Genomic DNA, 22,263 nt, shown 5'->3' on the forward strand with positions numbered 1-22,263 from the left:
CGGCGTAATTAGTTATTATTCATCAACCTTAACGATTGAATCAGTTCCTTTACGTTGGAACCCTTTTTTCAAAATGTGCAGGTTGGCTTTTTCCACGTTTGTGAAAATAACCGGTGTTACAACGGATGGTGCGTTTGCTTTGATGTAGTCTAAGTCAATGTTCAACAATGCATCGCCTCGTTGAATGAGCTGACCACTTTCTACAAGCAATTCAAAGCCTTTTCCGTTTAACTTCACTGTATCCAAACCTACGTGAATGAGTACTTCCACGCCTGTGTCTGTTTCCAGCCCAATCGCATGATTCGTTGGGAAGACGCTAACAACTTTACCGTCAATTGGTGAATGAATCGTTTTCCCTTTCGGCATGATTCCGAAACCAGGGCCCATCATTTCTTTCGCAAATACATCATCCGGAACTTCAGACAAGTCAATAATGTCTCCGTCGATTGGCATATGGAAATCAGATGCTGGTAAAGCTTTCACAGCGTGTGGCTGTGTATCCAGTTCCATAGACTCTTCCGTCTTCGGAGCTGGGTTACCGTTCTTCATACGTCGTTTCATCGCTTCAGCCAAGAATTCAACAGCTGTTCCGATGACAACTTGAACGTTTGTTTTACTAATTTTCATGTAGCCCATTGCGCCGTAACGCTTCAATTGTTTTTCATCCACAACGTCAGAGTTTTTAACAGTTAGACGTAATCGGGTTGTACAGTAGTCAATGGCTTGAATATTATCAAGACCGCCAAGTGCTTCAATTGTATGATACGCCTTTACTTCAACAATATCATCACTATAGACTGCAGTATCTTCTACCATATCGTCATCATCTTCACGACCAGGTGTTTTCAAGTCGAGTTTCACGATGAGGAAGTAGAAAATCACAAAGTATAATGCACCAATCACGAGTCCTATCGGAATTAGGAGCAGCGGATTTTGAGCTAATCCAAAGTTCAAGACATAGTCAATCGCACCTGCTGAGAATCCAAATCCGTGATGGACGTCAAACATATACGATATCATCATGGACGCACCGGTTAGCAATGCGTGCACAACATAAAGTACTGGTGATAGGAACATGAACGCAAATTCGATTGGTTCAGTAATACCAGTGAGGAAAGAAGTGAATGCGATACTGAATAGCATACCACCGACAATTGCTTTCTTCTCTTTTTTAGCTGCAGCATACATCGCTAGACATGCAGCTGGAAGACCGAACATCATAATCGGGAAGAAACCAGACAAGAATGGTCCTGCTGTTGGATCGCCTTTAAGGAATCGGTTAATTTCACCCTTTACAACCGTACCACTAGCATCTGTGAATGATCCGAAGTCGAACCAAACAACTGTGTTAATAACGTGGTGAAGACCTGTAGGGATGAGTAGACGGTTCAAGAATCCGTAAGTTCCTACACCAAGCGCACCTGCATTAAGTACCCAGTTACCGATACTGTCAATAACGTTTTGCACAGGCGGCCATGCGAAAATCAATATTCCTGCAAGGATGGTCATTGTTGCCGAGGTGACAATTGGCACAAAACGTTTACCTCCAAAGAAGGCAAGAAAATCAGGAAGTTTAATATTATAAAAGCGGTTATAGAGAAGTCCTGCTACAATACCTGAGATGATACCTCCAAATACGCCCATTGTGAAATCTTCGCCAAGGACGACTTGCATGGAATTCGTAAGCACCAAATAGCCTACTGCACCGGCTAAAGCAGAGCCTCCACTGTTATCATGTGCCAAGCCCATCGCAATACCGATAGCAAATATGATTGCTAAGTTATCAATGATTCCAGCACCGGCTGCGGCAATGAACGGGAGGTCAAACAAGTCCTCTTGCCCAAGTCGCAAAAGCAATGCAGCTGCCGGCAAGGTTGCAATCGGAAACATTAGTGATTTACCGATTCGCTGAATAAAGTTCATCATCTTCTTCTCACTCCTTTTAAGTTATCTTACTTTTCACTATACCGTTATACCGGTCTAGTTGTCTATACCAATTAAACCAGAAAACCAGAAAGAATGTAAGCGTTTTTACGAATTTATGTTTAAAAGTTTAAAAGTATGCAAAAAAAGTGATTGCATAGGGATCTGCAATCACTTTTTTGTTTTTAATTTAATGAGTCACCTTAAGCATCTACTCGTACAATACCGCTTGTACCTTGAGTTTGTTTCCCTTCTTTCAACAAATGGATCTTCTCTTTATCGGTGTTTGTGAAAATAACAGGAGTTACAGCGGACGGCGCATTTGCTTTGATATGGGCAACATCAATTTTCAATAATGCATCTCCACGACGAATCGGTTGGTCGTTCTTAACCAATAGATCGAAACCTTCGCCATTCAATTTCACCGTATCCAATCCCACGTGAATCAGGACCTCAACACCTGTTGAAGATTCCAGTCCAATCGCATGTTTGGTCGGGAACACACTGACGACCTTACCATCGACGGGTGAGCAAATAGTATCCCCTGTCGGATCAATCGCAAAACCAGGTCCCATCATTTCCTGTGCAAAAACGGGATCCGGTACTTCAGTTAATGGAATAACCGTCCCATCAATCGGCATGACAAATGCTTCTTCTCCAATCCCCTTTTCTGCAGGTGTCTGTGATGCAGGTGTCTGCTGCTCCTCAGCTGGATTGTCCCCTTTTAACGACTGTGCCATTTTTTTAAAGAAATTCGCCATTTCTTTCACTCTCCTTCTACCTTTTCATGTGTATTGTTTACTAAACATCGCTTCACTATCCCAAAGTCATTCGTTACTTTCCACAAAAGTGCATGGCAAGTGTCTCCAGCATTTGAGGGAGACGGACGAAAGCACTTTCGATATGCAGCCTCTCTGTACGTTGGTGTGCATCCTTACCGAATGGTCCGACGTTCAAAACAGGTGCATCGAGTGCCTTCATTTCTTCAAACGGCATCCAATAAGTAGCGCCCCATACAGGAGTATTCCGCTCAAATGATTTCCAACCTGTCCCTTCATCCTCATAATGTACATAGCTCAAATCACTAATCCCATTAAAGTAATGAATTTGAGACACTTCTGTTCCGAGTGAGGTCGCTTTGTCTTGCATGAGTGTGACAAGCTCCTGAACGAGTGCATCGTCAGAAGTATTCACAGCAGGGTAATACGGTGGCGCAAATAATAGAACGGTTGCAGGCGTAAGTTCTTGACACTCTATCATGAGGACATCGACGATTTTAAATGATTTGTCCCGATCGTCAAGTTCCCAATCTCCAGATACTTCTGTAATGATCCGTTTCACTTCCGATTTACCTAACTTATTGGTTGCGTAATCCATCAACTCTTCAAACTTGAGTAGCTTGATCTCCCCTACTTTAGGAACCCCTTCACGCTCACAAATTTCTGTGTACGTTGATTCACATGCCTGGACTGCGTCTTTTGCAATGCCTTCAAATAATTCCATCACCTCTGCAGCAGTTCTTCTCATTGTGAAGACATTATAAAGCGCAGTTGAGCGATATGGAGTTTGCACAGAGTAATGCGCTTTTAGATCCTTTTGCTGCAATGTCACGGGTAGTGGCGTGGTTTCCCCATGATCAGTTTCTTCAAAGATATTGTTCCACTCCATCCGTTGTGTTAAGAAAGAAGCCATGAATGTCGACGTAATTCCTTTTAACGGTTCCCCGACATGCGTTTCTTTTCCATAAAACAATGCAGCGGGCATGATTTTACCGATGGATCCCGAGTAAATATATTCCCTTGGGTCGCCGGGTTCCTGAGAGAAAACGGGTTCGCCATTTAAGAACAGCGTATACGTTAAGTCGTGTTCTTGTTTCATACGAACGAGTGACTTGACTGCGGTACGCATACCAGCAGAACTCACTTCTTCGTCAGGAACAGCGAGTAACACTAAGTTCACCGGCCATTGTTCCGATGATGCCTTTTCGATTAAGGACATATGTAAAGCGAGCCCCATCTTCATATCCATCGTTCCTCGACCAAACAAATACTCCCCTGATTCGAGATCGGCCAACGCTTCTTCAGGGAGTTCTTCTTTATATTCATGTAATTTTGCGGTTAGCTCTTCAGGATGGAATGCGAATGGCTCTAGTGCACCATATTCTTCTGTCCATACCGTGTCAAAGTGGCTGATAAGCACAATCGTATCTTGCGCTTCATGGTTTTTATACAACGCAGTGACTGAATTGCGCCCTAACCCTGCATCATGCAACTCCAACTGTTCAGGATGTGCTTCGAAATAAGGGACACTTTTCAACTTTTCAGCGAGACGATGTGGGAAAGCTTTTTCCCCTTCTGTTGTTGTCCGACTATCCCAATTGACGAGCTCGCACAATAATGCTTGTAATGTTTCGGGCGTATTCCACTGCAGTTCTGTTCGAGTATGTTGGTTTGCCATTAAAAACCCTCCTCTTTAATTACGTGCTGGCATCCTGACAGCAACAACCTGTCTACTTTTGAGTGTACGCTTTTTGTTAAAAAGATTCATCCCATACAGGTTGGTCGTTTGACTTGCATCTCGACAAACTTCTGTTTATTATGTAAACATAAGTTTGGTTCATGAAATAACGAACGGGAGGTGTTTACTTAATGAACGAAAAAGAACAGCAACTGATGTCGTTGATCCGGCAAAACCCATACTGTTCCCAACAAGAACTGGCAGAAGGTCTTGGACTTTCCCGACCTGCTGTGGCCAATTTGATATCTGCTCTGACGAAACGCGGATATATTACAGGTAGAGCCTATGTGTTATCTCCGGAAGATGAAATTATTTGTATCGGTGGTGCGAACGTCGACCGGAAGTTTCATGTCACTGGACAGGTAGTATCTGGTACATCCAACCCCGCTGAACTGTCGGTTACAATTGGCGGTGTCGCCCGCAACATCGCTGAAAACCTTGGGCGTCTTGACCATCCCGTTCGATTGATCACTACTGCAGGCAAAGACGCAGACTGGGACCTGATTGCGATGCATTCATCGCCCTATATGGACTTAACGTCAGTACGGGTATTACCTGATGCCTCAACTGGATCGTATTCGGCGGTGCTAGACAGTCACGGTGAACTGGTGATTGCGATGGCGGTTATGGATGTGTATGAGTCACTAAACACCGACTATATCGCTTCTGTCGAACGGCACTTGGCTCGTGCCAAGATGATTGTCATAGACCTCAATGTAGCAAAAGAAACGGCAGAGGCGATTCGGGATGCAGCGATTCGTCACAAGGTTCCACTGGCAATCATCCCTGTTTCTGGCCCTAAAATGGCGCATTTGCCAGATACGCTTGAGGGGCTGACATGGTTCATCTGCAATGAGGATGAAGCCGAAACCTTAACGGGCATCACAATTCAAAATGATGAGGACTGGAAAACAGCAGTTTTGGCACTCCTTGACTTAGGAGCAGCACATGCCATTATTACTCGCGGAAAAAAAGGAATTATGGCAGGGGACCGCACAACGCGCACAATCCATCATCATTGCGCGATTCCTGGAGTCTCAGTAGAAGACGTGACAGGAGCTGGCGATGCATTTGTCTCCGGAGTCCTGCATGCTGCAGTAATGGACCGGTCACTCAATGACGCAATTTCCTATGGCCTTGTGAACGCAGCAAAAACGTTAGCATCCACCTATACAGTAAGACCAGAACTGACCGCAAATGGATTAGAAAATGAACTGGAGGAATACAAATGAAATCATATATCGTCTTCTCAGAAGAAGTTTTAAACGCTAAAGCAGCTGGACAACCCATCGTGGCACTTGAATCTACTATCATCTCTCACGGCATGCCGTATCCTCAAAACGTAGAAACCGCTCGTGCAGTCGAACAAATCATTCGTGACAACGGTGCAGTCCCAGCGACGATCGCAATAATCGACGGGCAAATCAAAATCGGATTATCTTATGACGAACTTGAAATGTTCGGTAAAAGCGACAATGTCGCAAAAGTTTCCCGCCGTGATATCGGGTACTTGCTTGCAACGAAACAACTAGGAGCGACTACAGTTGCAGCGACAATGATTTGTGCAGACCTTGCTGAAATCCGCATGTTCGTAACAGGTGGAATTGGTGGCGTACACCGTGGTGCTGAAACAACAATGGACATTTCTGCAGATCTGGAAGAGCTTGCAAAAACAGATGTAGCTGTCGTTTGTGCTGGTGCAAAATCCATTCTTGATATCGGTCTTACCATGGAATATTTAGAAACAAAAGGCGTGCCGGTCATCGGATATGAAACGGACGAACTGCCTGCATTCTATACACGTAAGAGCGGATTCCCTGTGAATTTCCGTGCGGACAATCCAGAAGTTGTCGCTGAAACGCTTGCTGTGAAATGGCATCTCGGACTTACCGGTGGAGCTGTGATTGCAAACCCGATTCCTGAAGCAGATGAACTTGATCCTGAAATGATCAATGGAATTATTGATCAAGCATTAACGGAAGCGAAGGATAAAGGCATCAAAGGGAAAGACGTAACACCTTTCATGCTTGGTAAAGTTAAAGACCTTACAGATGGCAAGAGTCTAGTTGCCAACATTGCTCTTGTTAAACACAATGCAGTCGTTGGAGCTAAGATTGCTGTCGCGTTAAGCAACGCTAAATAATACTATGCAAAAGAGTACTTCTCCCGAGAAGTGCTCTTTTTTTATGTTCCAATCACCAACATCCTAACACTAGTAAAATCGATCATTACTAGTTTAAACCTTCTCCATAAGGGAAACTCGAATAACATACACAACTCTGAAAAATTGGAGGACTTCCACTATGGATGTAAAAAAAGAAGCCGAAAAGCAAGCAGCTGAACTGAAGAGTCCATCCGATTGGATAGCTGGCCTGGAGTGGTTTTTCTTCATATTCGCCAACATTGTTATCATTCCCCTAACTGTCGGAAAAGCGTTCCACCTTCCTCAAGATAGTATAATTTCCACCTTACAGTTGTCTTTCATAGTGACAGGAGTCGCCTGTTTGCTGCAGTCATTTTTTGGACATAAAAGATCCATTCTGGAAGGGCAATCAGGACTTTGGTGGGGGATGATCCTGTCAATCGTGAGCCTTGCAAGTGCGCAAGGCGTTTCTATGGCTGAATTAGGTGGAAGCCTTACTGTCGGATTCCTGATTTCTGCTGTACTGACGGTCGCCATCGGAATTTTCGGCTGGGGTCCTGCCCTGTCCAAACTTTTCAAACCCGGCGTCATGGGCGTCTTCATGCTGCTATTCGGGTTCCAGCTTATTAAGATCTTTCTTGAAGGGATGCTTGGCATTCCGATGGGAAATCCACCCGATGATGCAAAAATCAAACTTTCCGTTGCAGCACTCACGTTTTCTATTGCTGCTATCATGATTGTTATTAACATCAAAGCTCCTAAAAAAGTAAGTAAGTACACATTACTCGGCGGTATAGTAATCGGTTGGGCTGCTTATGCACTCCTATTCGGTCCCGAACATTCGGTGAAACCAGATGCTTCGTTTAAATTTGAGCTATTCCTATTAGGAAAGCCTGCTTGGAATATCGGGATTATATCTATGGCAGTCATTACAGGTCTTATGAATCTCGCAAATACATTCGGTGCATTAAAAGGTACAGAAGGCAAAGATTTATACGATGAAGAAACAAGCAAAAAGCAATACAACCGTAGTTTGACCATTTCAGGTGGACTCACAGTAGTGAGTGGATTATTCGGTCTTGTCCCCTACGCACCTTTCGTGTCGTCAATCGGTTTTCTGGAACAGTCCGGCATCGTTAAGAGACTTCCCTTCGTCATCGGCAGTGGTTTGTTTCTTTTGATAGGAATCATTCCTCCCGTCTCCCACTTTTTCTCTAACATCCCTCTCAGCATTGGAAGCACTGTACTGTTTGTTGCTTACTTACAACTGCTTAACTCGTCTTTCGGATTCTTTGAGGAAATCCGGCTCAACAAACGGAACGTTTATCGATCTGCAATTCCAATATTCATCGCTGTTGTCATTATGGTAATGCCTGACTCGTACTTCTCTTCTCTGCCAGGATTTCTTCAACCAATCATTGGTAACGGCCTATTGATGGGTATTCTGATTGCTCTTATTCTAGAAAACACCATTAAGTGGGATCACATTAAGATTTCATAAAATTCATCTGATAACTCAGAATACAAGTTTTACAGGAAATTAACTGGGTATGCACATTAGTAGAACCAATTTACTAGGAAAAATAAAAAAAGGAAGGTGACACTATGAATTATGAATCGAACAGAATAGGAGAAGATATCGATCCTCGGTACGGCAGCTCTTTCATGGCTAAGAAAAATGCTGTTGCCACCCCTAACAAACTCGCCTCGATGGCAGCCAATCGTATCCTCAACAAAGGGGGAAACGCAATTGATGCTATGGTAACTGCAAACTCAGTACTCGGCGTGGTATTTCCTCATATGACTGGTGCAGGAGGAGATTCGTTCTGGCTCATCTATGATGCAAAAACCGGTAAAAGGTATTCCCTGAATGCTACAGGCCATTCAGGAGAAGACGTGACAATGGACAAGTTCGACAAAGAAGAAGGCATGGACATCCGCGGCCCTAAAGCTGTAACGACAGTACCCGGAGCTGTAAGTGGATGGATTGCCGCTCATGAACGTTTTGGAAAACTGACCATGAAAGAATGTCTGGAGCCGGCGATTGAATACGCCTATGAAGGTTTTCCAGTAGGTAGATCCCTAGCAAAGTTTTCCGAAGTGGCATTAACCTTACTTCGTACTTATCCATCCACCGCAAAAGTCTTTCTTAAACAAGGCGTTGCCCCCTATATGAAAGGCGATACGATGAAGAACCCTGACTTAGGGAAAACACTTGAACAAATTGCAGAACACGGAACGAATGCTTTTTACAAAGGTGATATTGCCGATAAGGTGACCGAATTCCTACAACAACATGGAGGTTTGCTGAAAAAAGATGACTTTTCACGCCATCAAGCAACTTGGGAAGATCCCGTTGAAGTCCAATATGGTGATCGAACAGTTATCGCTCCCCCTCCAAACTCCGCTGGTATGGTGACCCTCCAGATTCTTGGCATGATGGATCATCTGGATATTACAAGTATGAAAGGCCATGAGGAAAAGTTCATCGACGCATTCACGCGCGCGACTGCATTTTCGTTCATGGATCGTGATGCATTCCTTGATGACCCTAACTTCAATAAGGTTCCAACAGACGTACTCTTAAGTAAAGAGTACTTCAAAGAACGTGTGAAAAAGATGCATGATCCAGCATTAGGGCCACCCGAAAACGGCTACGCCAATAAAGGTGATACTACCTTTAGTTGCGCAGTAGATGATGAAGGTAATGCAGTCGGTGTCATCCAGAGCCTGTACTGGGAATGGGGTTCAGGCGTTGTTGCAGAAGGAACTGGAATGTTGTTACAGAACAGAGGTAGCTACTTCTCACTTGACGCTAAGGCGCGCAACAAATTAGAGCCGCACAAACGCCCAGCTCATACGCTAACCTGTTCCATGGTCTTCCATGAAGACAAACCAGAAATTATTGTTGGAGCTATGGGTGGAGATGGAGAACCACAGACACAAGCTTTAATCATCATGCGACTTTTAAACCAAGGATACTCCGTTCAAGAAGCAATTGACGCGCCACGCTGGTTACTAGGTAGGACCTGGGGTGAAAACCTTAGAGGATTGCGACTAGAAGGACGATATGATGAAAAGATTGCGGATAAGCTACGTGATCTGGGACACGTTAACGTGACCATGATTGAAAACTTTAGTGATCTAATGGGACATGCCCAAGCAATCCGTATTTGGCCGGACCGGATCGAAGCTGGTGCCGATCCTCGTGCTGGTGGACTTGCAATTGGTAACTAATAGGAGATAACCATTCTACTAGGTTTCTAAAATTCGAAAGGAGATTTTATGATGAACACAAATACTGATAACACAACACAAACTAATCCTCAACCAATTAAAAATGATCGTGGTGGCCACATTTGGGGCGCCACTAATCCTGAAATTGATCGTCAAAACCCTGACATTATCGTGCCACCTGACACGGACAGTGGAACGATGCCTAACTTGAAGTTCCCTTTTGCTCACTCTCACATGCGTGTCGAGCACGGCGGGTGGTCACGAGAGGTAACCATTCGTGAAATGCCAGCTGCTGAAACAATCGCGGGTGTTAATATGCACCTTGAACCTGGAGGTGTACGGGAACTTCACTGGCACAAAGAGGCTGAATGGTCTTATATGATCAAAGGAAAGGCGCGAATTACAGCGATTTCCCCCGATGGACGTGAATTTGTAGATGATGTGGGGGCGGGAGACCTATGGTATTTCCCTTCAGGCATCCCGCATTCCATTAAGGGGCTCAGTGAAGGTGCTGAATTCGTCCTTGCGTTTGACAACGGAAGTTTTTCAGAGAATAGTACATTCTCCATAACCGATTGGTTTTCCAGCACTCCAAAAGATGTGCTGGCTGCAAATTTCGGAGTATCTGAAGAAGAATTTGACAAAATTCCCGATGGCGAAGTTTATATGTATCAGGGGGCTGTACCAGGCCCTATCGCAGAAGACCTTCCAGAGGATCCGAACGAATTCGTCGAATTCCCTTACAGTTTTAAATTGACGGATGTCGAGCCCGTAGAAACGAGCGGTGGAAAAGCATGGGTTGTAGATTCCAATAACTTTAAGGTGTCTAAAACTATTGCGGCCGCTTTAGTTGAAGTCGAACCTGGTGGCATTCGAGAAATGCATTGGCATCCTAACGAATCCGAGTGGCAATATTACCTTGAAGGTCAAGGTCGCATGACTGTATTCGCGTCTGGTGGAAAAGCACGTACGTATGATTTCCAGGCAGGCGACGTGGGTTATGTCCCATTTGCAATGGGACACTATGTTCAAAATACGGGAAATACTCCGTTACGATTCCTGGAAATGTTCCGGAGTGATCACTTTGCAGATGTATCTCTCAATCAATGGATGTCTCAGACACCACCACATCTTTTGAAAGAACACTTGCCGCTTAGTGATGAATTCATGAAGAATGCATTGCACAATGACAAACGACCGAATGTAAAATATAAATAAACAGAATGGAATTCGGCGGGCTAAGTCCCTCCGGATTTTTTTATCGTTCCACAAACCACGCCTTGCATCGCCTCGCCATCTTAAAAGTTTGCAATAAAACTTCACTGCCTAAAACCAACCATGTGAGCACGTGATAAATCCATCTCCCAATATTAAAACCCACAGCTCGAAAGCTGTGGGTTCACTTATACACGCTCTGCTTTATGTCCAATCAGTTTGTAGTACACAAGATACAATGATGGAATCATCACCAGTGTAAACAAACTCGAGAACGCAAGCCCTGCGATGATCGTAATTGCAAGTGCTTCAAACAACGGATCACCCGATACAGCAACTGGAATCAGTGCCACAATCGATGTCAGGGAGGTCAAAATGATGGGTTTAATACGCGCGTAGCCCGATTCTACAATAGCTTCGATGACATCCATATTGCCTAGAAGACGGCGTGCCTCCACAAAGTCAATTAGCACTACCGCATTCCGCACGACAATACCGGTCAATGAAACAATTCCCATGACACCGAGGAAGCTAAGGGGCGTTTGTGTGATGAACAATCCAAGTATCGCTCCCGAAATACCAAGATACACGGCAAACAATACGAGGAACGGTAGACTGAACGACTTGAATTGGAACGCAATGACCAAGTATACGAGTAACAAGACGACTAGGAATAGAATGCCGATCTCCGCAAAGAATGCCTGCTGATCTGAATTCTCTCCACCCGTTGAAATCGTATAGCCTTCAGGTAAGCTTTTCTTTTCTACCTCAGCAGCATCTAACATGTCATCTTTAAATCCATCCGCATCGCCATACGCTTTTAACGTAATTGCTCGCTCCCCCTTTTCATGAGGCACTTGTGCGAGTAACGATGCTTTCTCTGAAGTAAGCAATTCATCCAATGAAACGAGTTTTGGCGGACCTTGAGTCATCATGGATGGTACGACACTTCCTGAGAGATCTACCGGTTCCCCTTCATTCACTCCTTTTTCCTTTAACACGACCTGCTTTGAAATGTCGCCTTCATACAACTTGAATAAGGGAATACCTTGCGTCAGTAACTGTAACTGATTCGTTACTAAGTTCAACGAAATCCCGTTCTCCTCCAGTGCTTGACGATTCGGCACGTACTGGACTGCTGGAACTGGTTCTCCTAAATTATCCGTCACGATGTCGGCGCCATTTTCAAGCAAACGAGCTCTCAAATCGTTACGTAGCTGAGCGAGCTGGTCGATATCCTCGCCCTTAATCGTTACGGTGACCGGCGCTCCGACAGGCGGCCCTTGGACAATTGTATCCAGGAAGATTTCCGCATCACCATAGCGTTTCCGTAATTCCGGTTCCCACTTGTCGATGAATTCAGAAGCGCTCGTGTTTTCTTTTTTGATACGGAATACGGCTTGCCCGGTATTTCCACCCGTATTATCCATAGAAGAAGCAAACAGATTAGGTAATCCGCTACCTGAGAAGATAGCTGTTTCTTTTACGTTTTTATCTTCCTCTGAAACGTCGTCAATGATCTTTTGGATCTCGTTATTCGTTTCGTCAATCGTCGTTCCTGCTGGAAGTCGGACATTCATCGTCACTTCTTCCTTATCAGCAGCTGGGAAGAACTCAAACGGTGTTAGAAGTGCTAGGAATAGCAATCCAGTCGCGATAACTAGACCACCGATTCCGACGAGTAACGGTCGCTTCAACACGGTGCGCAACACTTTTTCAGAATAGAATACGGCGATTCTCTCCAATGGCTTTCCTAAGAATCCCGGCGTATCTGAGATCTTTTTATTGCGTCGTTTCGTTTTGATGAATTGAAGCATCGGAACAAGCGTGACCGATAACACAGTCGATGCAATAATTGTGGTGATTAAGATACTCGGGAGTGCTTTGATAAATGCACCATTGCCACCGGATAGTAAAAGTAACGGTGAAAACGTTACGACTATCGCTAAACTGGAAGAAATAATGGACGTATAGACTTCTTTGACACCATTAACGGCACCATCCAAGGGTGAATCCCCTAGCTTATAGCGTCGCTGAATGTTGTCATTCACGACGATACTATCATCTACTAGAATCCCGATTGCGATTATGAGCCCGATGACCGATATCTGGTTCAAATCGACTCCCATGTACGGAATTGGAATAAGGCCAACGAGGACAGAAGCAAGTACGGTCAATGCAACTGCAAAAGAACCGAATAATGTCAGCCCAGCTGTTGTTACAACTAGTACCGCAATGACTGCAATGAGTAGTGACACATACAAGCTATTGAATATGGAGTTCACATTGTCTGCTTGCGATTCATATGTGTGAGCTGTTACTACTTTAGGAAGTTCTTCAATATAGCGATCCATCTTCTTTGAAATGCTTTTATCCATCGAAGGGATGTCTTGCCCTGGCTGAAGGAAAATCGTATAAGAAATTGCAGATTGTCCGTCATATGTAACAATATCCTTCGCTTCTTTTGCCACTTCTCCAATATCGGCTACTTTAGTCAATGGAACAGCAGCATCTCCGATTTGTAATTGTTTTAGTTTTTCAATTCCCTCATCTTGCTTCACTGTCAGAACAACACGTTCTTTACCGTCATCATGTGTTCCTAGTGATAGTGGCTGATTCGCTTGTTGCAACACACTGAGTACATCAAACGGTTGCAATCGATTCTCGGCTAATTTCTCAGGATCGAGCGTAATCATCAGTTGTTTTTCTGTGAATCCTTTGACGGTTGTTCCTGCTACTCCTTCTATAGACTGGATATCATCTGATAGCGTTCCAAATGATGTCTCTAAGTCTGCAAGTGCTGCATCGTCTCCAGTGAACATGTAAGAAACGAGTGGAAATGCGAGATCGAGTTTTTTCACTTCAGGCGTTTGTGCGTTCTCTGGTAACTCACTAGCCGATCGCTGTACTTCTTGCTGTAGTTTGCTAATCGTCTGTTCTGAGTCGATCCCATCCTTTAACGACAATGTAATGATCGATGCAGAATTTGCAGAGACAGACTTCATAGTATCGATACCGTCCACTTTCTTAACTGCTCGCTCTAGTGGATTCGTTACCATTCTTTCTACTTCACCTGGTTCTGCACCTGGTAGAATGGAAGAAACCATTACAAGGTCGACAGGGGTTTCAGGAATTTCACGTTTTGGCAGAGTTAAAAATGTATAAACTCCAACTAGCATAAGGATAAAGATAAGAAAGATAAATAATTTACTCCGTTTTAATAAATAGGCCATGGGTGTCCTTCCTTTCTTGGATTAATAGCGGTTTCATTTAAGCAACACTTCTATCTTTCATCATGCCATAGCTACCTACCAATCTCAATTGTGGAAACCTTAATAAGAGACTAATAATTGTTTGACAATGACATAAGAATCTTGTACATTACATAAGGACGAACAATTACGTATCGTACCAAACAAATTATTCGCTTTTAGGAGTGTTCAATAATGGATGTAGTATTCGACTATGAAGATATTCAACTGATTCCCGCAAAATGTATCGTTGACAGCCGTTCTGAGTGTGACACTTCCGTTACACTAGGAAAGCACACATTTCGCTTGCCTGTCGTTCCTGCCAATATGCAGACAATTATCGATGAAAAAATTGCCACTCAACTTGCTGAAGGCGGTTACTTCTATATTATGCACCGTTTTGACCCTGCATCACGCCCAGCTTTCATCCGTGATATGCAAGGCCGTGGGTTGATTGCTTCAATTAGCGTTGGTGTTAAAGAAGACGAGTATGGGTTTGTTGAACAGCTCGCTCAAGATTCACTGATTCCAGATTATATTACAATCGACATTGCACACGGTCACTCAAACGCAGTGATTCGTATGATTCAACATATTAAGAAGCACTTACCTGAGAGTTTCGTTATCGCTGGTAACGTTGGAACACCAGAAGCCGTTCGTGAACTCGAGAACGCTGGTGCTGACGCAACAAAGGTCGGGATTGGACCTGGTAAGGTTTGTATCACTAAGATTAAGACTGGTTTCGGTACAGGCGGCTGGCAGCTTGCTGCACTTCGCTGGTGTGCGAAAGCTGCTTCTAAGCCGATTATTGCAGATGGCGGAATCCGTACACACGGTGACATCGCGAAATCTGTTCGTTTTGGTGCTAGTATGGTCATGATCGGTTCACTATTTGCAGGTCACGAAGAGTCACCTGGTCAAACAGTAGAACGTGATGGCGAACAGTTCAAGGAATACTTTGGTTCCGCTTCAGAGTTCCAAAAGGGCGAGAAGAAAAACGTTGAAGGTAAGAAAATGTTCGTTGAGTACAAAGGTCCTCTTCAAGATACGTTGACGGAGATGGAACAAGATTTGCAGTCATCGATTTCTTATGCCGGTGGTAAAAAGCTGGACGCGATCCGTACTGTGGATTATGCAATTGTGAAGAACTCTATCTTTAATGGAGATAAAGTTTATTAATTACGATTTACTGTGTTGATTTGGACTTTAGGTCATTCACTTGAATGCGTACAAAAACCGGAATCCCTTTATTGAGGATTCCGGTTTTGTTGTGGTTATAAAGAAAAGATCGAGATGATAATGATTCCGATCGTTAATGATAGGACGACTGATACGATAACGGCGATGACGACCGTAACGAGAAAGACACCTAGACCCCGCCATGCGGAGAATCCATGCACTAGACCGATTCCTTTACATGAAATTACTGTACTATAAATTCCGATTGCAAATGTCAGAAGCATAGAGATTAAGTATACGCCAATTGGAAGATTCGTAATCGCAAACGCTTCTGCAGGTGGTGCTTGGAATGCTAATTTTCCATAACCTAAAATTACTAGGTAATTGACTGGTGCCAGCCATATTGTTGGTAACGTCGTGCCCGGGACTACGCGGAGCATTTCAGCAAATGTACCGGTCCCCCCAAACATCCCTTTTCCTATCCAGTGGTAGATTGCTGCACCAATCACCCATGAAATGAGTGCACCCACAAATGTGAATAAGATGAACAGCGGAATGAGAGCACCAAGCGGTAAATTGCTCAGTAACCCTGAACTTCCCGCTTGGTATCCTCCCGAAGCAAGTGCAGCTATGGCAAAGATAAGGATAGCATAACCCGTAGTTGTCTCGTCCTTCAAGTACCGTAAAGTTTCAGTCGGCCTGCTCCAAATCGTGAGCAATGGTTTTAAATTCATAAATAGTCCTCCTTAGAACTTGTCACTCCCCTTTGATAGAAAAGATGGTACACTAATTTTTAGGGGGTGGAATTTTTTGAAAAGAAAAATTGCAATTGCACTCAGTACACTCATTGTCGTACTGCTTGTTGCACTCGTTTTTGCTGGCAATTACTTTTATAACCAAGGAATTAAGCGCGGCACTGAGGTAAAATTGCATAGTGAATCTGAAGCGGTTAATGATCTCGCCAGTGATGAGGATCAGGCGCTACTAAAGGAAGCCAAAATCTGGTATGCCGAACAGCCTAAGAACACCATTACCATGCAATCTTATGATAACTTAAAACTCAAAGCACAGTTTATCAAAAACAATAAAAGTGATGCACACCAAGCAGTTATTCTTGCCCACGGTTTCCGCAATACCGGAGAAGATATGGGGAAGTATGCTAAGTTTTACTACGATCAAGGTTTTGACGTCCTGCTCCCTGACGCACGCGGACACGGAGATAGTGAAGGCGATTATATTGGCTACGGATGGCACGAACGCCTTGATTACAAAGATTGGATTCAATATCTCATTCAACAGCATGACGCTGAACAAATCATTTTGCAAGGAAATTCCATGGGTGCTGCGACTGTTTTAATGACGAGCGGTGAAAAATTGCCCAAGCAAGTGAAAGGAATTGTCGCAGACAGTTCTTATAGCACAGTTAAAAAGGAATTGGCGCACCAGTTGAAATCGATTTATGGATTACCCGCGTTCCCTTTGCTTGACGTTACGAGTGTAATCGCTAAGATACGTGCAGGGTACACGCTACAAGAAGCATCCGCTGTAGCTCAAGTAAAGAAAAATAAGGTCCCTTTACTTCTGATTCATGGCGAAGCAGATGACTTGGTTCCTACCGAAATGGCGACTGAATTGTACGAAGCAGCCAGTGGTGATAATGAGTTATGGATAGTTCCAGACGCTGGACATACAAAAGCGTTTGACAATATCACAGGCGAGTATGAAGAAAAGCTTTCTCAGTACCTTGATAAAGTTCTAGATTGAATACTGGGTCGCTCTCCTTATTAGGAGGGCGATTTTTCATGTGAACATATATCGTATACCTTCTATTACGATAATATGAACAAAAGGTTTCATGGATAGCTAGCGCGGTTTTCTTTCGCTGCCTTTCAGGGTACGTTACGAGAAATGAAAGAATTACAGGCCAAGGATACTTTCAGTTCGCGTTTCCCATACTGTTCTAAAAACGAGGTGAAGTAATGGACTGGCACTTATTGTGGAAATCAATTCTTGTAGTACTTGTCGGAACATGTCTATTGCGACTAGCTGGAAGAAAATCAATTTCTCAAATGACACTCGCACAAACCGTCATCGTTATTGGATTAGGATCACTAATCGTCCAACCGATTGTCGGCCATAATATCTGGTCGACGTTCACAGTAGGACTCGTGCTCGTATTAACACTATCTTTCCGACTCTTCCGGCATGATGAGTTCGCCGCAGAATCCTTCTTCTGACAAAAGTCTTTTTACAGAAGTTGCGAATAGATGCCATAACAACGATCCTCCGCAACATATAGAATAGTTGAACTGGAAAGGATGGATTCAAATGAAAGTAATTATCACGGGAGACACTCATATTCCAGGCAGAGGAAGTAAATTACCGAGTCGGTTGCTTAATGCATGTAACGATGCCGACCTCATTATCCACACAGGTGATTGGTGTTCTCCTGAAGTGTTTAAAACACTCTCTAGTTTAGCAGAGGTGAAAGGTGTCTATGGCAATGTGGATGGAGAGGAGATGCGTGCTCTTGTTCCAGCACAGCAGCTGATCAATATTGGAGGACTACGGATGGGACTAGTCCACGGTCATGGGGACAAGAAAACGACCGAGCAGCGTGCGGTCGAAGCGTTTGCCGAGGAGCAAGTGGATGTCATCGTCTTCGGCCATTCACACATTCCAGTTATTAAGTATTTCAAAGGGAGGCTTCTCATGAATCCGGGTTCCCCTACGGACAAGCGTAAATTACCGTTCTATTCATTTATCACACTGGAAATTGGAGATGAAATTCGTCCTGAACTCATTCTCTTTCGAGACAAGTCTTAATGTACTGGACAGTATGATTACCGTTAAAATACGTATGCTACTGGTGAATTGAACAGGAGGGCGCTTTAATAATGGAGGAGTATTCAGCAGATAGCGTTTTAAAAGGGTATAAAGAAGGGATGGGACAGTTTACTGAACAATTACCAGACATCGGCAGCGGGTTCCACTCCTTTACAGAAAGTTGCTTTGCAGAGGGAGCTCTTGATAGCAAACAGAAGCAGCTGATTGCACTTGCTCTCAGCGTCTATGCCGACGATAAAACCTGTATGTCCTTCCACGCAAAGGGCTGTGTTGACGCTGGTTGCACAGAAAAGGAAGTGCTAGAAGCGTGCAGTATAGCCGCTGCATTAGGAAGTGGTGCCGTGATGAGTCGGACGGTTACTTGTTTGAGTGAGATGTTTCAACAATTTCAACAGTGACAGAAAAAGCTATCTAGTGAACACCGTTGCGGTTGTTGGCTAGGTAGCTTTTTGGGATTTATGATCACTTTCCTAGGTTTATGAGCGCTTTTCATGTTTTATGATCACTTTCCCAGGTTTATGAGCACTTTTCATGTTTTATGATCACTTTCCTGGGTTTATGAGCACTTCTCATGTTTTATTATCACTTTCCTGGGTTTATGAGCGCTTTTCATGTTTTATGATCACTTTCCTGGGTTTATGAGCACTTTTCATGTTTTATGATCACTTTCCTAGGTTTATTAGCGCTTTTCATGCTTTATGATCACTTTCCTGGGTTTATGAGCGCTTTTCATGTTTTATGATCACTTTCCTAGGTTTATCAGTGTCCAAACGTCATTGAAACGGTTGGGATATCACTGGCTCAAGCTTAATCCAAGTCTATCTTCAATAGCTGCATCCGTTCCGTAAACAAACTTCGATAGGATAAAAAGCCGAGCAACACACTCGTCATCGCTGCAGTTGCCAGTAATAAAAACACTACGAGCAATTGAAATTGAACCGCCTGGATAGGATCCGCCCCTGCGATGATCTGCCCACTCATCATGCCAGGAAGTTGTACGAGTCCAATTGTCTTCTGGCTTTCAATCGTTGGGATCATGCTGGCCTGAATGGATTTCAGTAACTGACGATTGATGGACTGCTTTGGAGTTCCACCAAGGGATAGGATCAGTTCGCTTTCATCACGGTGTGCTTCCACTTCTGCTGTAAAACGGTTTAAAAACAAAATCGCAAGAACCATTGAATTTCCGATAACCATACCACTTAATGAGATAATGTATTGAGCAGTTGCAGGAACAATATGTAATCCAAGTAATACAGTTTGCGTCAACACTTCAATCGCAACAAACGTGACAAATAACTTCCAGGTGATTCCTTTAATTGCTTTTCCTTTATGGCGAGCATTTTGTACAGCGGCGACAATCATCAACAGTACCATTAAGATGATAAAAATAGGATGTTCTGAATCGAACACAAACTTCAATACGAAGCCCACCGCTATGAGCTGAATAGTTGAACGAAGCGCCGCAACCATCGTATCTCGTTCCAGTCCAAGATTCAGTGTTTTTGATAACAATAAAGGGATAAATACAAATAGTAACGTTAAACTTAATGTCATCCAACTCACGATAACACTCCTTTCACAAACCGCTTTACGTCTTCATCTTCTGATGCATAAATCTCTTCTTTGGTGCCCACTTCACGCAACTGTCCATCCACCATTACCCAGAAATACTCCCCTATTCGATTTGCCTGTTCCAAATTATGAGTGATCCAAACGATTGTAATCTTCTCAGTGTCCTTTAATTTGACGATCAAGTCTTCAATCTCTTGAAGGGAAGATGGATCAAGAGATGCTGTAATTTCATCTAACAACAAGATTTTGGATTCATTTAATAACGTACGGGCAATAGATACTTTTTGCTTTTGCCCTCCTGATAGTTCGCGAGCATCTCTTGTGAGAAGAGACGTAGGAAGTCCTACACGTTCCATAGTGGCGATTGCTTGTTCTTCGGACAAAGTTTTTCCACGTAGCTGTAATGGAAGGGCTAAATTAGCCTGCACCGTGCCTTGTATCATTGGCGAACTTTGCAGCACGATTCCAACATGTCTTCTGACTGACAGTGGGGATTGTTCTTCAATACGCTTCCCCTCTATGTAAATGCCACCTTGTACGGGACTGATAAGGCCATTGCATAACTTTAACAATGTCGTTTTCCCCGCTCCCGAAGGTCCGATCAATGCAGTAATGTTACCCGTTGGAAACTGTCCACTCACTTTTTTTATAATATCTGTATGATTCGCACGATAACTCACACCATCTAGCCGAATGGCGGGTGATGGAGATACGATATCTCCATTTTCTTGATTCATATCCTACAACCTCCGATCGTATAGATCTTATCATTTTTCCAACCTTTAATATTTCCGATTTATTCCACCCATTGACCTATTGTAATTTTTCCATTTCGATCAATAATCAAACCATACCATATCTTGTTCCCCAGGGAGGTCTTGCCATGCATAAATCGTTCATCCGTAAGAAAAGGCGGATCACTCCACCGGTTCTTATAGCAAGCAGTTTTTTAGTTACAATACTTATCGGTACAGCTTTGCTAAAACTCCCCTTTGCAACAACTGTTCCTATTACTTGGACCAACGCACTATTTACTGCAACGTCTGCGACAACCGTAACAGGACTAAGCGTTTTCGATGTCGCTACTACGCTCACGCTATTCGGTGAAATTGTGCTTCTTGCCCTCATTCAAGTTGGTGGCGTTGGATTAATGGCTTTCGCTGTCGCCATTCTTATTGTGCTTGGACGGAAAGTGGGTATGAAAAACCGGATATTTCTTCAAGAGTCCTTCAGTCAACAATCGATTGGGGGAACCGTTAAATTTCTAAAAAGCATTCTGGTGTTTGTATTCATAACAGAAGGAATCGCATTTATTTTATTATCACTTTTCTGGGTCCCGGAATTCGGTTGGAAACAAGGCCTCTACTACAGTCTATTCCATGTCGTTTCAGCCTTTAACAACGCGGGGTTCTCTTTGTTTCCCGACAATTTAATGAGTTTTGCAGGTAATCTACCCGTTACACTTATTCTCTCTTCACTCTTCATCATCGGTGGACTTGGTTTTACGGTCGTCATGGAGGTTGTTGTAAAGCGATCTCTTAAAAAATGGTCACTTCATACGAAAATGATGCTTGCTGGGACACTAACCGTCAACCTAATTGCCACATTCTTATTCTTTGTGCTGGAGTATCACAACATGAAGACGATTGGCAACATGTCTTTCGTGGATAAAGCGCAGACCTCTTACTTTCAAGCTGTTACGCCGAGGACAGCTGGTTTCAACATGGTACCTATCGGCGATATGGAGGACAGTTCTCTCTTACTGACATTGTTGCTCATGTTCATCGGCGGAGGGAGCGCTTCTACAGCATCAGGAATTAAACTAACTACATTCATCGTCATCGTAGTCGCAACGCTGGCGTATTTTAGAGGGGGGACGGAGCCACACCTATTCAAAAGAACGATTAAATCAGAAATCATTTTCCGTTCTCTAGCTATTGCAGCCGTTAGTTCCATGCTCGTATTCACAGCATTCTTTTTGTTGACTATCACTGAACCATTTCCTTTCCTTCCTTTGCTTATGGAGACGATGTCGGCATTCGGTACCGTAGGACTGTCCGTTGGAATTACAGGTGATTTGAGTCCAGCCGGGGAGTGGATTATTTGTGCGGTGATGTTTTTAGGAAGAATCGGACCGCTGACACTATTTTTCCTTCTGATTCGTCCTAAGAAAGAGTCTTTCAAGTATTCATACGACCGCGTCCATACAGGATGACAAAAAAGATACCTCCATACGCCTGCTTATGCAGATGTATGGAGGTATTATGATAGACATCGGTGCTTTCAGGTTGTGCGGATGGTTACCTCTATAGGTTATGATCACTTTTCAACATTTATGAGCATTTATCCATATTTATGAGCACTTCCCATATTCAC

17 protein-coding genes and 1 pseudogene are annotated in these 22,263 nt (G+C 43.6%); 11 read left to right on the forward strand and 7 right to left on the reverse strand.

The window, feature by feature from the left end; translation table 11 throughout:
* Positions 1-15 precede the first annotated feature (15 nt).
* The 3 genes from nagE to DVB69_RS08560 form a co-directional block, all read right to left on the reverse strand.
* Positions 16-1,926: an N-acetylglucosamine-specific PTS transporter subunit IIBC gene (gene nagE / locus DVB69_RS08550; RefSeq protein ID WP_116018526.1), complete on the reverse strand. Its 1,911-nt coding sequence runs from the start codon at positions 1,924-1,926 to the stop codon at positions 16-18.
* A gap of 200 nt (positions 1,927-2,126) precedes the next feature.
* Positions 2,127-2,684, reverse strand: a complete 558-nt coding sequence (locus tag DVB69_RS08555) for a PTS sugar transporter subunit IIA (RefSeq protein WP_116018528.1) — start codon at positions 2,682-2,684, stop codon at positions 2,127-2,129.
* Positions 2,685-2,757: 73 nt separating this feature from the next.
* Positions 2,758-4,380 carry a M20/M25/M40 family metallo-hydrolase gene (locus DVB69_RS08560; RefSeq protein ID WP_116018530.1) on the reverse strand — a complete coding sequence of 541 codons (1,623 nt, stop codon included), beginning with the start codon at positions 4,378-4,380 and terminating at the stop codon, positions 2,758-2,760.
* 191 nt (positions 4,381-4,571) lie between these two features.
* On the opposite strand from DVB69_RS08560, the gene DVB69_RS08565 reads away from it, so the two are divergent.
* The 5 genes from DVB69_RS08565 (at position 4,572) to DVB69_RS08585 (ending at position 11,038) form a co-directional block, all read left to right on the forward strand.
* A complete protein-coding gene (locus tag DVB69_RS08565; RefSeq protein ID WP_116018532.1) occupies positions 4,572-5,672 on the forward strand; it encodes a carbohydrate kinase in 1,101 nt (366 codons plus the stop codon).
* Positions 5,669-6,583, forward strand: a complete 915-nt coding sequence (locus DVB69_RS08570; RefSeq protein WP_116018534.1) for a pseudouridine-5'-phosphate glycosidase — start codon at positions 5,669-5,671, stop codon at positions 6,581-6,583. Before DVB69_RS08565 ends, DVB69_RS08570 begins: the two co-directional genes overlap by 4 nt.
* 160 nt (positions 6,584-6,743) lie before the next feature.
* Positions 6,744-8,084, forward strand: a complete 1,341-nt coding sequence (locus DVB69_RS08575) for a uracil/xanthine transporter (protein WP_116018536.1) — start codon at positions 6,744-6,746, stop codon at positions 8,082-8,084.
* A gap of 104 nt (positions 8,085-8,188) precedes the next feature.
* A complete protein-coding gene (ggt, locus tag DVB69_RS08580; protein ID WP_116018538.1) occupies positions 8,189-9,820 on the forward strand; it encodes a gamma-glutamyltransferase in 1,632 nt (543 codons plus the stop codon).
* A gap of 51 nt (positions 9,821-9,871) precedes the next feature.
* Positions 9,872-11,038, forward strand: a complete 1,167-nt coding sequence (locus tag DVB69_RS08585) for an oxalate decarboxylase family bicupin (protein WP_116018540.1) — start codon at positions 9,872-9,874, stop codon at positions 11,036-11,038.
* A gap of 185 nt (positions 11,039-11,223) precedes the next feature.
* On the opposite strand, the gene DVB69_RS08590 is transcribed toward DVB69_RS08585, so the two are convergent.
* Positions 11,224-14,268 (reverse strand): efflux RND transporter permease subunit, encoded by a 3,045-nt coding sequence (locus DVB69_RS08590; RefSeq protein ID WP_116018542.1) that lies wholly within the window; start codon positions 14,266-14,268, stop codon positions 11,224-11,226.
* Positions 14,269-14,481: 213 nt separating this feature from the next.
* Here DVB69_RS08590 and guaC point away from each other — a divergent pair, with 213 nt between their 5' ends.
* Positions 14,482-15,465, forward strand: coding sequence for a GMP reductase (gene guaC / locus DVB69_RS08595; protein WP_116018544.1), 984 nt, complete (start codon positions 14,482-14,484; stop codon positions 15,463-15,465).
* Positions 15,466-15,560: 95 nt separating this feature from the next.
* Here the strand turns inward: guaC and DVB69_RS08600 are convergent, their stop codons facing one another.
* Positions 15,561-16,199, reverse strand: coding sequence for a YIP1 family protein (locus DVB69_RS08600; protein ID WP_116018546.1), 639 nt, complete (start codon positions 16,197-16,199; stop codon positions 15,561-15,563).
* 76 nt (positions 16,200-16,275) lie between these two features.
* On the opposite strand from DVB69_RS08600, the gene DVB69_RS08605 reads away from it, so the two are divergent.
* The 4 genes and pseudogenes from DVB69_RS08605 (at position 16,276) to DVB69_RS08620 (ending at position 18,710) form a co-directional block, all read left to right on the forward strand.
* Positions 16,276-17,229, forward strand: coding sequence for an alpha/beta hydrolase (locus DVB69_RS08605; RefSeq protein ID WP_116018548.1), 954 nt, complete (start codon positions 16,276-16,278; stop codon positions 17,227-17,229).
* A 215-nt stretch (positions 17,230-17,444) separates the two neighbouring features.
* Positions 17,445-17,651, forward strand: a pseudogene (locus DVB69_RS08610) (DUF421 domain-containing protein); the annotation flags it as partial.
* A gap of 142 nt (positions 17,652-17,793) precedes the next feature.
* The gene (locus DVB69_RS08615) at positions 17,794-18,291 is read left to right on the forward strand and encodes a metallophosphoesterase family protein (protein WP_116018550.1); all 498 of its coding nucleotides are present in this window, start codon (positions 17,794-17,796) and stop codon (positions 18,289-18,291) included.
* Between the two features lie 71 nt (positions 18,292-18,362).
* A complete protein-coding gene (locus DVB69_RS08620) occupies positions 18,363-18,710 on the forward strand; it encodes a carboxymuconolactone decarboxylase family protein (RefSeq protein WP_116018552.1) in 348 nt (115 codons plus the stop codon).
* Between the two features lie 409 nt (positions 18,711-19,119).
* On the opposite strand, the gene DVB69_RS08625 is transcribed toward DVB69_RS08620, so the two are convergent.
* Positions 19,120-19,878, reverse strand: a complete 759-nt coding sequence (locus tag DVB69_RS08625; protein ID WP_116018554.1) for an ABC transporter permease — start codon at positions 19,876-19,878, stop codon at positions 19,120-19,122.
* On the reverse strand, positions 19,875-20,624 hold the full coding sequence (locus tag DVB69_RS08630; RefSeq protein WP_116018556.1) for an ABC transporter ATP-binding protein: 750 nt from the start codon (positions 20,622-20,624) through the stop codon (positions 19,875-19,877). Before DVB69_RS08630 ends, DVB69_RS08625 begins: the two co-directional genes overlap by 4 nt.
* A gap of 146 nt (positions 20,625-20,770) precedes the next feature.
* On the opposite strand from DVB69_RS08630, the gene DVB69_RS08635 reads away from it, so the two are divergent.
* The gene (locus DVB69_RS08635; RefSeq protein WP_116018558.1) at positions 20,771-22,102 is read left to right on the forward strand and encodes a TrkH family potassium uptake protein; all 1,332 of its coding nucleotides are present in this window, start codon (positions 20,771-20,773) and stop codon (positions 22,100-22,102) included.
* Positions 22,103-22,263: the final 161 nt, after the last annotated feature.

It is taken from the genome of Sporosarcina sp. BI001-red (assembly GCF_003384035.1).
Lineage (GTDB): Bacteria > Bacillota > Bacilli > Bacillales_A > Planococcaceae > Sporosarcina.

Coding starts and splice junctions, on each gene's coding strand:
- ggt (WP_116018538.1), top strand. CDS start 8,189: ATGAATTATGAATCGAACAGAATAGGAGAAGATATCGATCCTCGGTAC.
- DVB69_RS08585 (WP_116018540.1), top strand. CDS start 9,872: ATGAACACAAATACTGATAACACAACACAAACTAATCCTCAACCAATT.
- DVB69_RS08635 (WP_116018558.1), top strand. CDS start 20,771: ATGCATAAATCGTTCATCCGTAAGAAAAGGCGGATCACTCCACCGGTT.
- DVB69_RS08620 (WP_116018552.1), top strand. CDS start 18,363: ATGGAGGAGTATTCAGCAGATAGCGTTTTAAAAGGGTATAAAGAAGGG.
- DVB69_RS08600 (WP_116018546.1), bottom strand. CDS start 16,199: ATGAATTTAAAACCATTGCTCACGATTTGGAGCAGGCCGACTGAAACT.
- DVB69_RS08565 (WP_116018532.1), top strand. CDS start 4,572: ATGAACGAAAAAGAACAGCAACTGATGTCGTTGATCCGGCAAAACCCA.
- DVB69_RS08555 (WP_116018528.1), bottom strand. CDS start 2,684: ATGGCGAATTTCTTTAAAAAAATGGCACAGTCGTTAAAAGGGGACAAT.
- DVB69_RS08560 (WP_116018530.1), bottom strand. CDS start 4,380: ATGGCAAACCAACATACTCGAACAGAACTGCAGTGGAATACGCCCGAA.
- nagE (WP_116018526.1), bottom strand. CDS start 1,926: ATGATGAACTTTATTCAGCGAATCGGTAAATCACTAATGTTTCCGATT.
- guaC (WP_116018544.1), top strand. CDS start 14,482: ATGGATGTAGTATTCGACTATGAAGATATTCAACTGATTCCCGCAAAA.
- DVB69_RS08590 (WP_116018542.1), bottom strand. CDS start 14,268: ATGGCCTATTTATTAAAACGGAGTAAATTATTTATCTTTCTTATCTTT.
- DVB69_RS08630 (WP_116018556.1), bottom strand. CDS start 20,624: ATGAATCAAGAAAATGGAGATATCGTATCTCCATCACCCGCCATTCGG.
- DVB69_RS08575 (WP_116018536.1), top strand. CDS start 6,744: ATGGATGTAAAAAAAGAAGCCGAAAAGCAAGCAGCTGAACTGAAGAGT.
- DVB69_RS08570 (WP_116018534.1), top strand. CDS start 5,669: ATGAAATCATATATCGTCTTCTCAGAAGAAGTTTTAAACGCTAAAGCA.
- DVB69_RS08615 (WP_116018550.1), top strand. CDS start 17,794: ATGAAAGTAATTATCACGGGAGACACTCATATTCCAGGCAGAGGAAGT.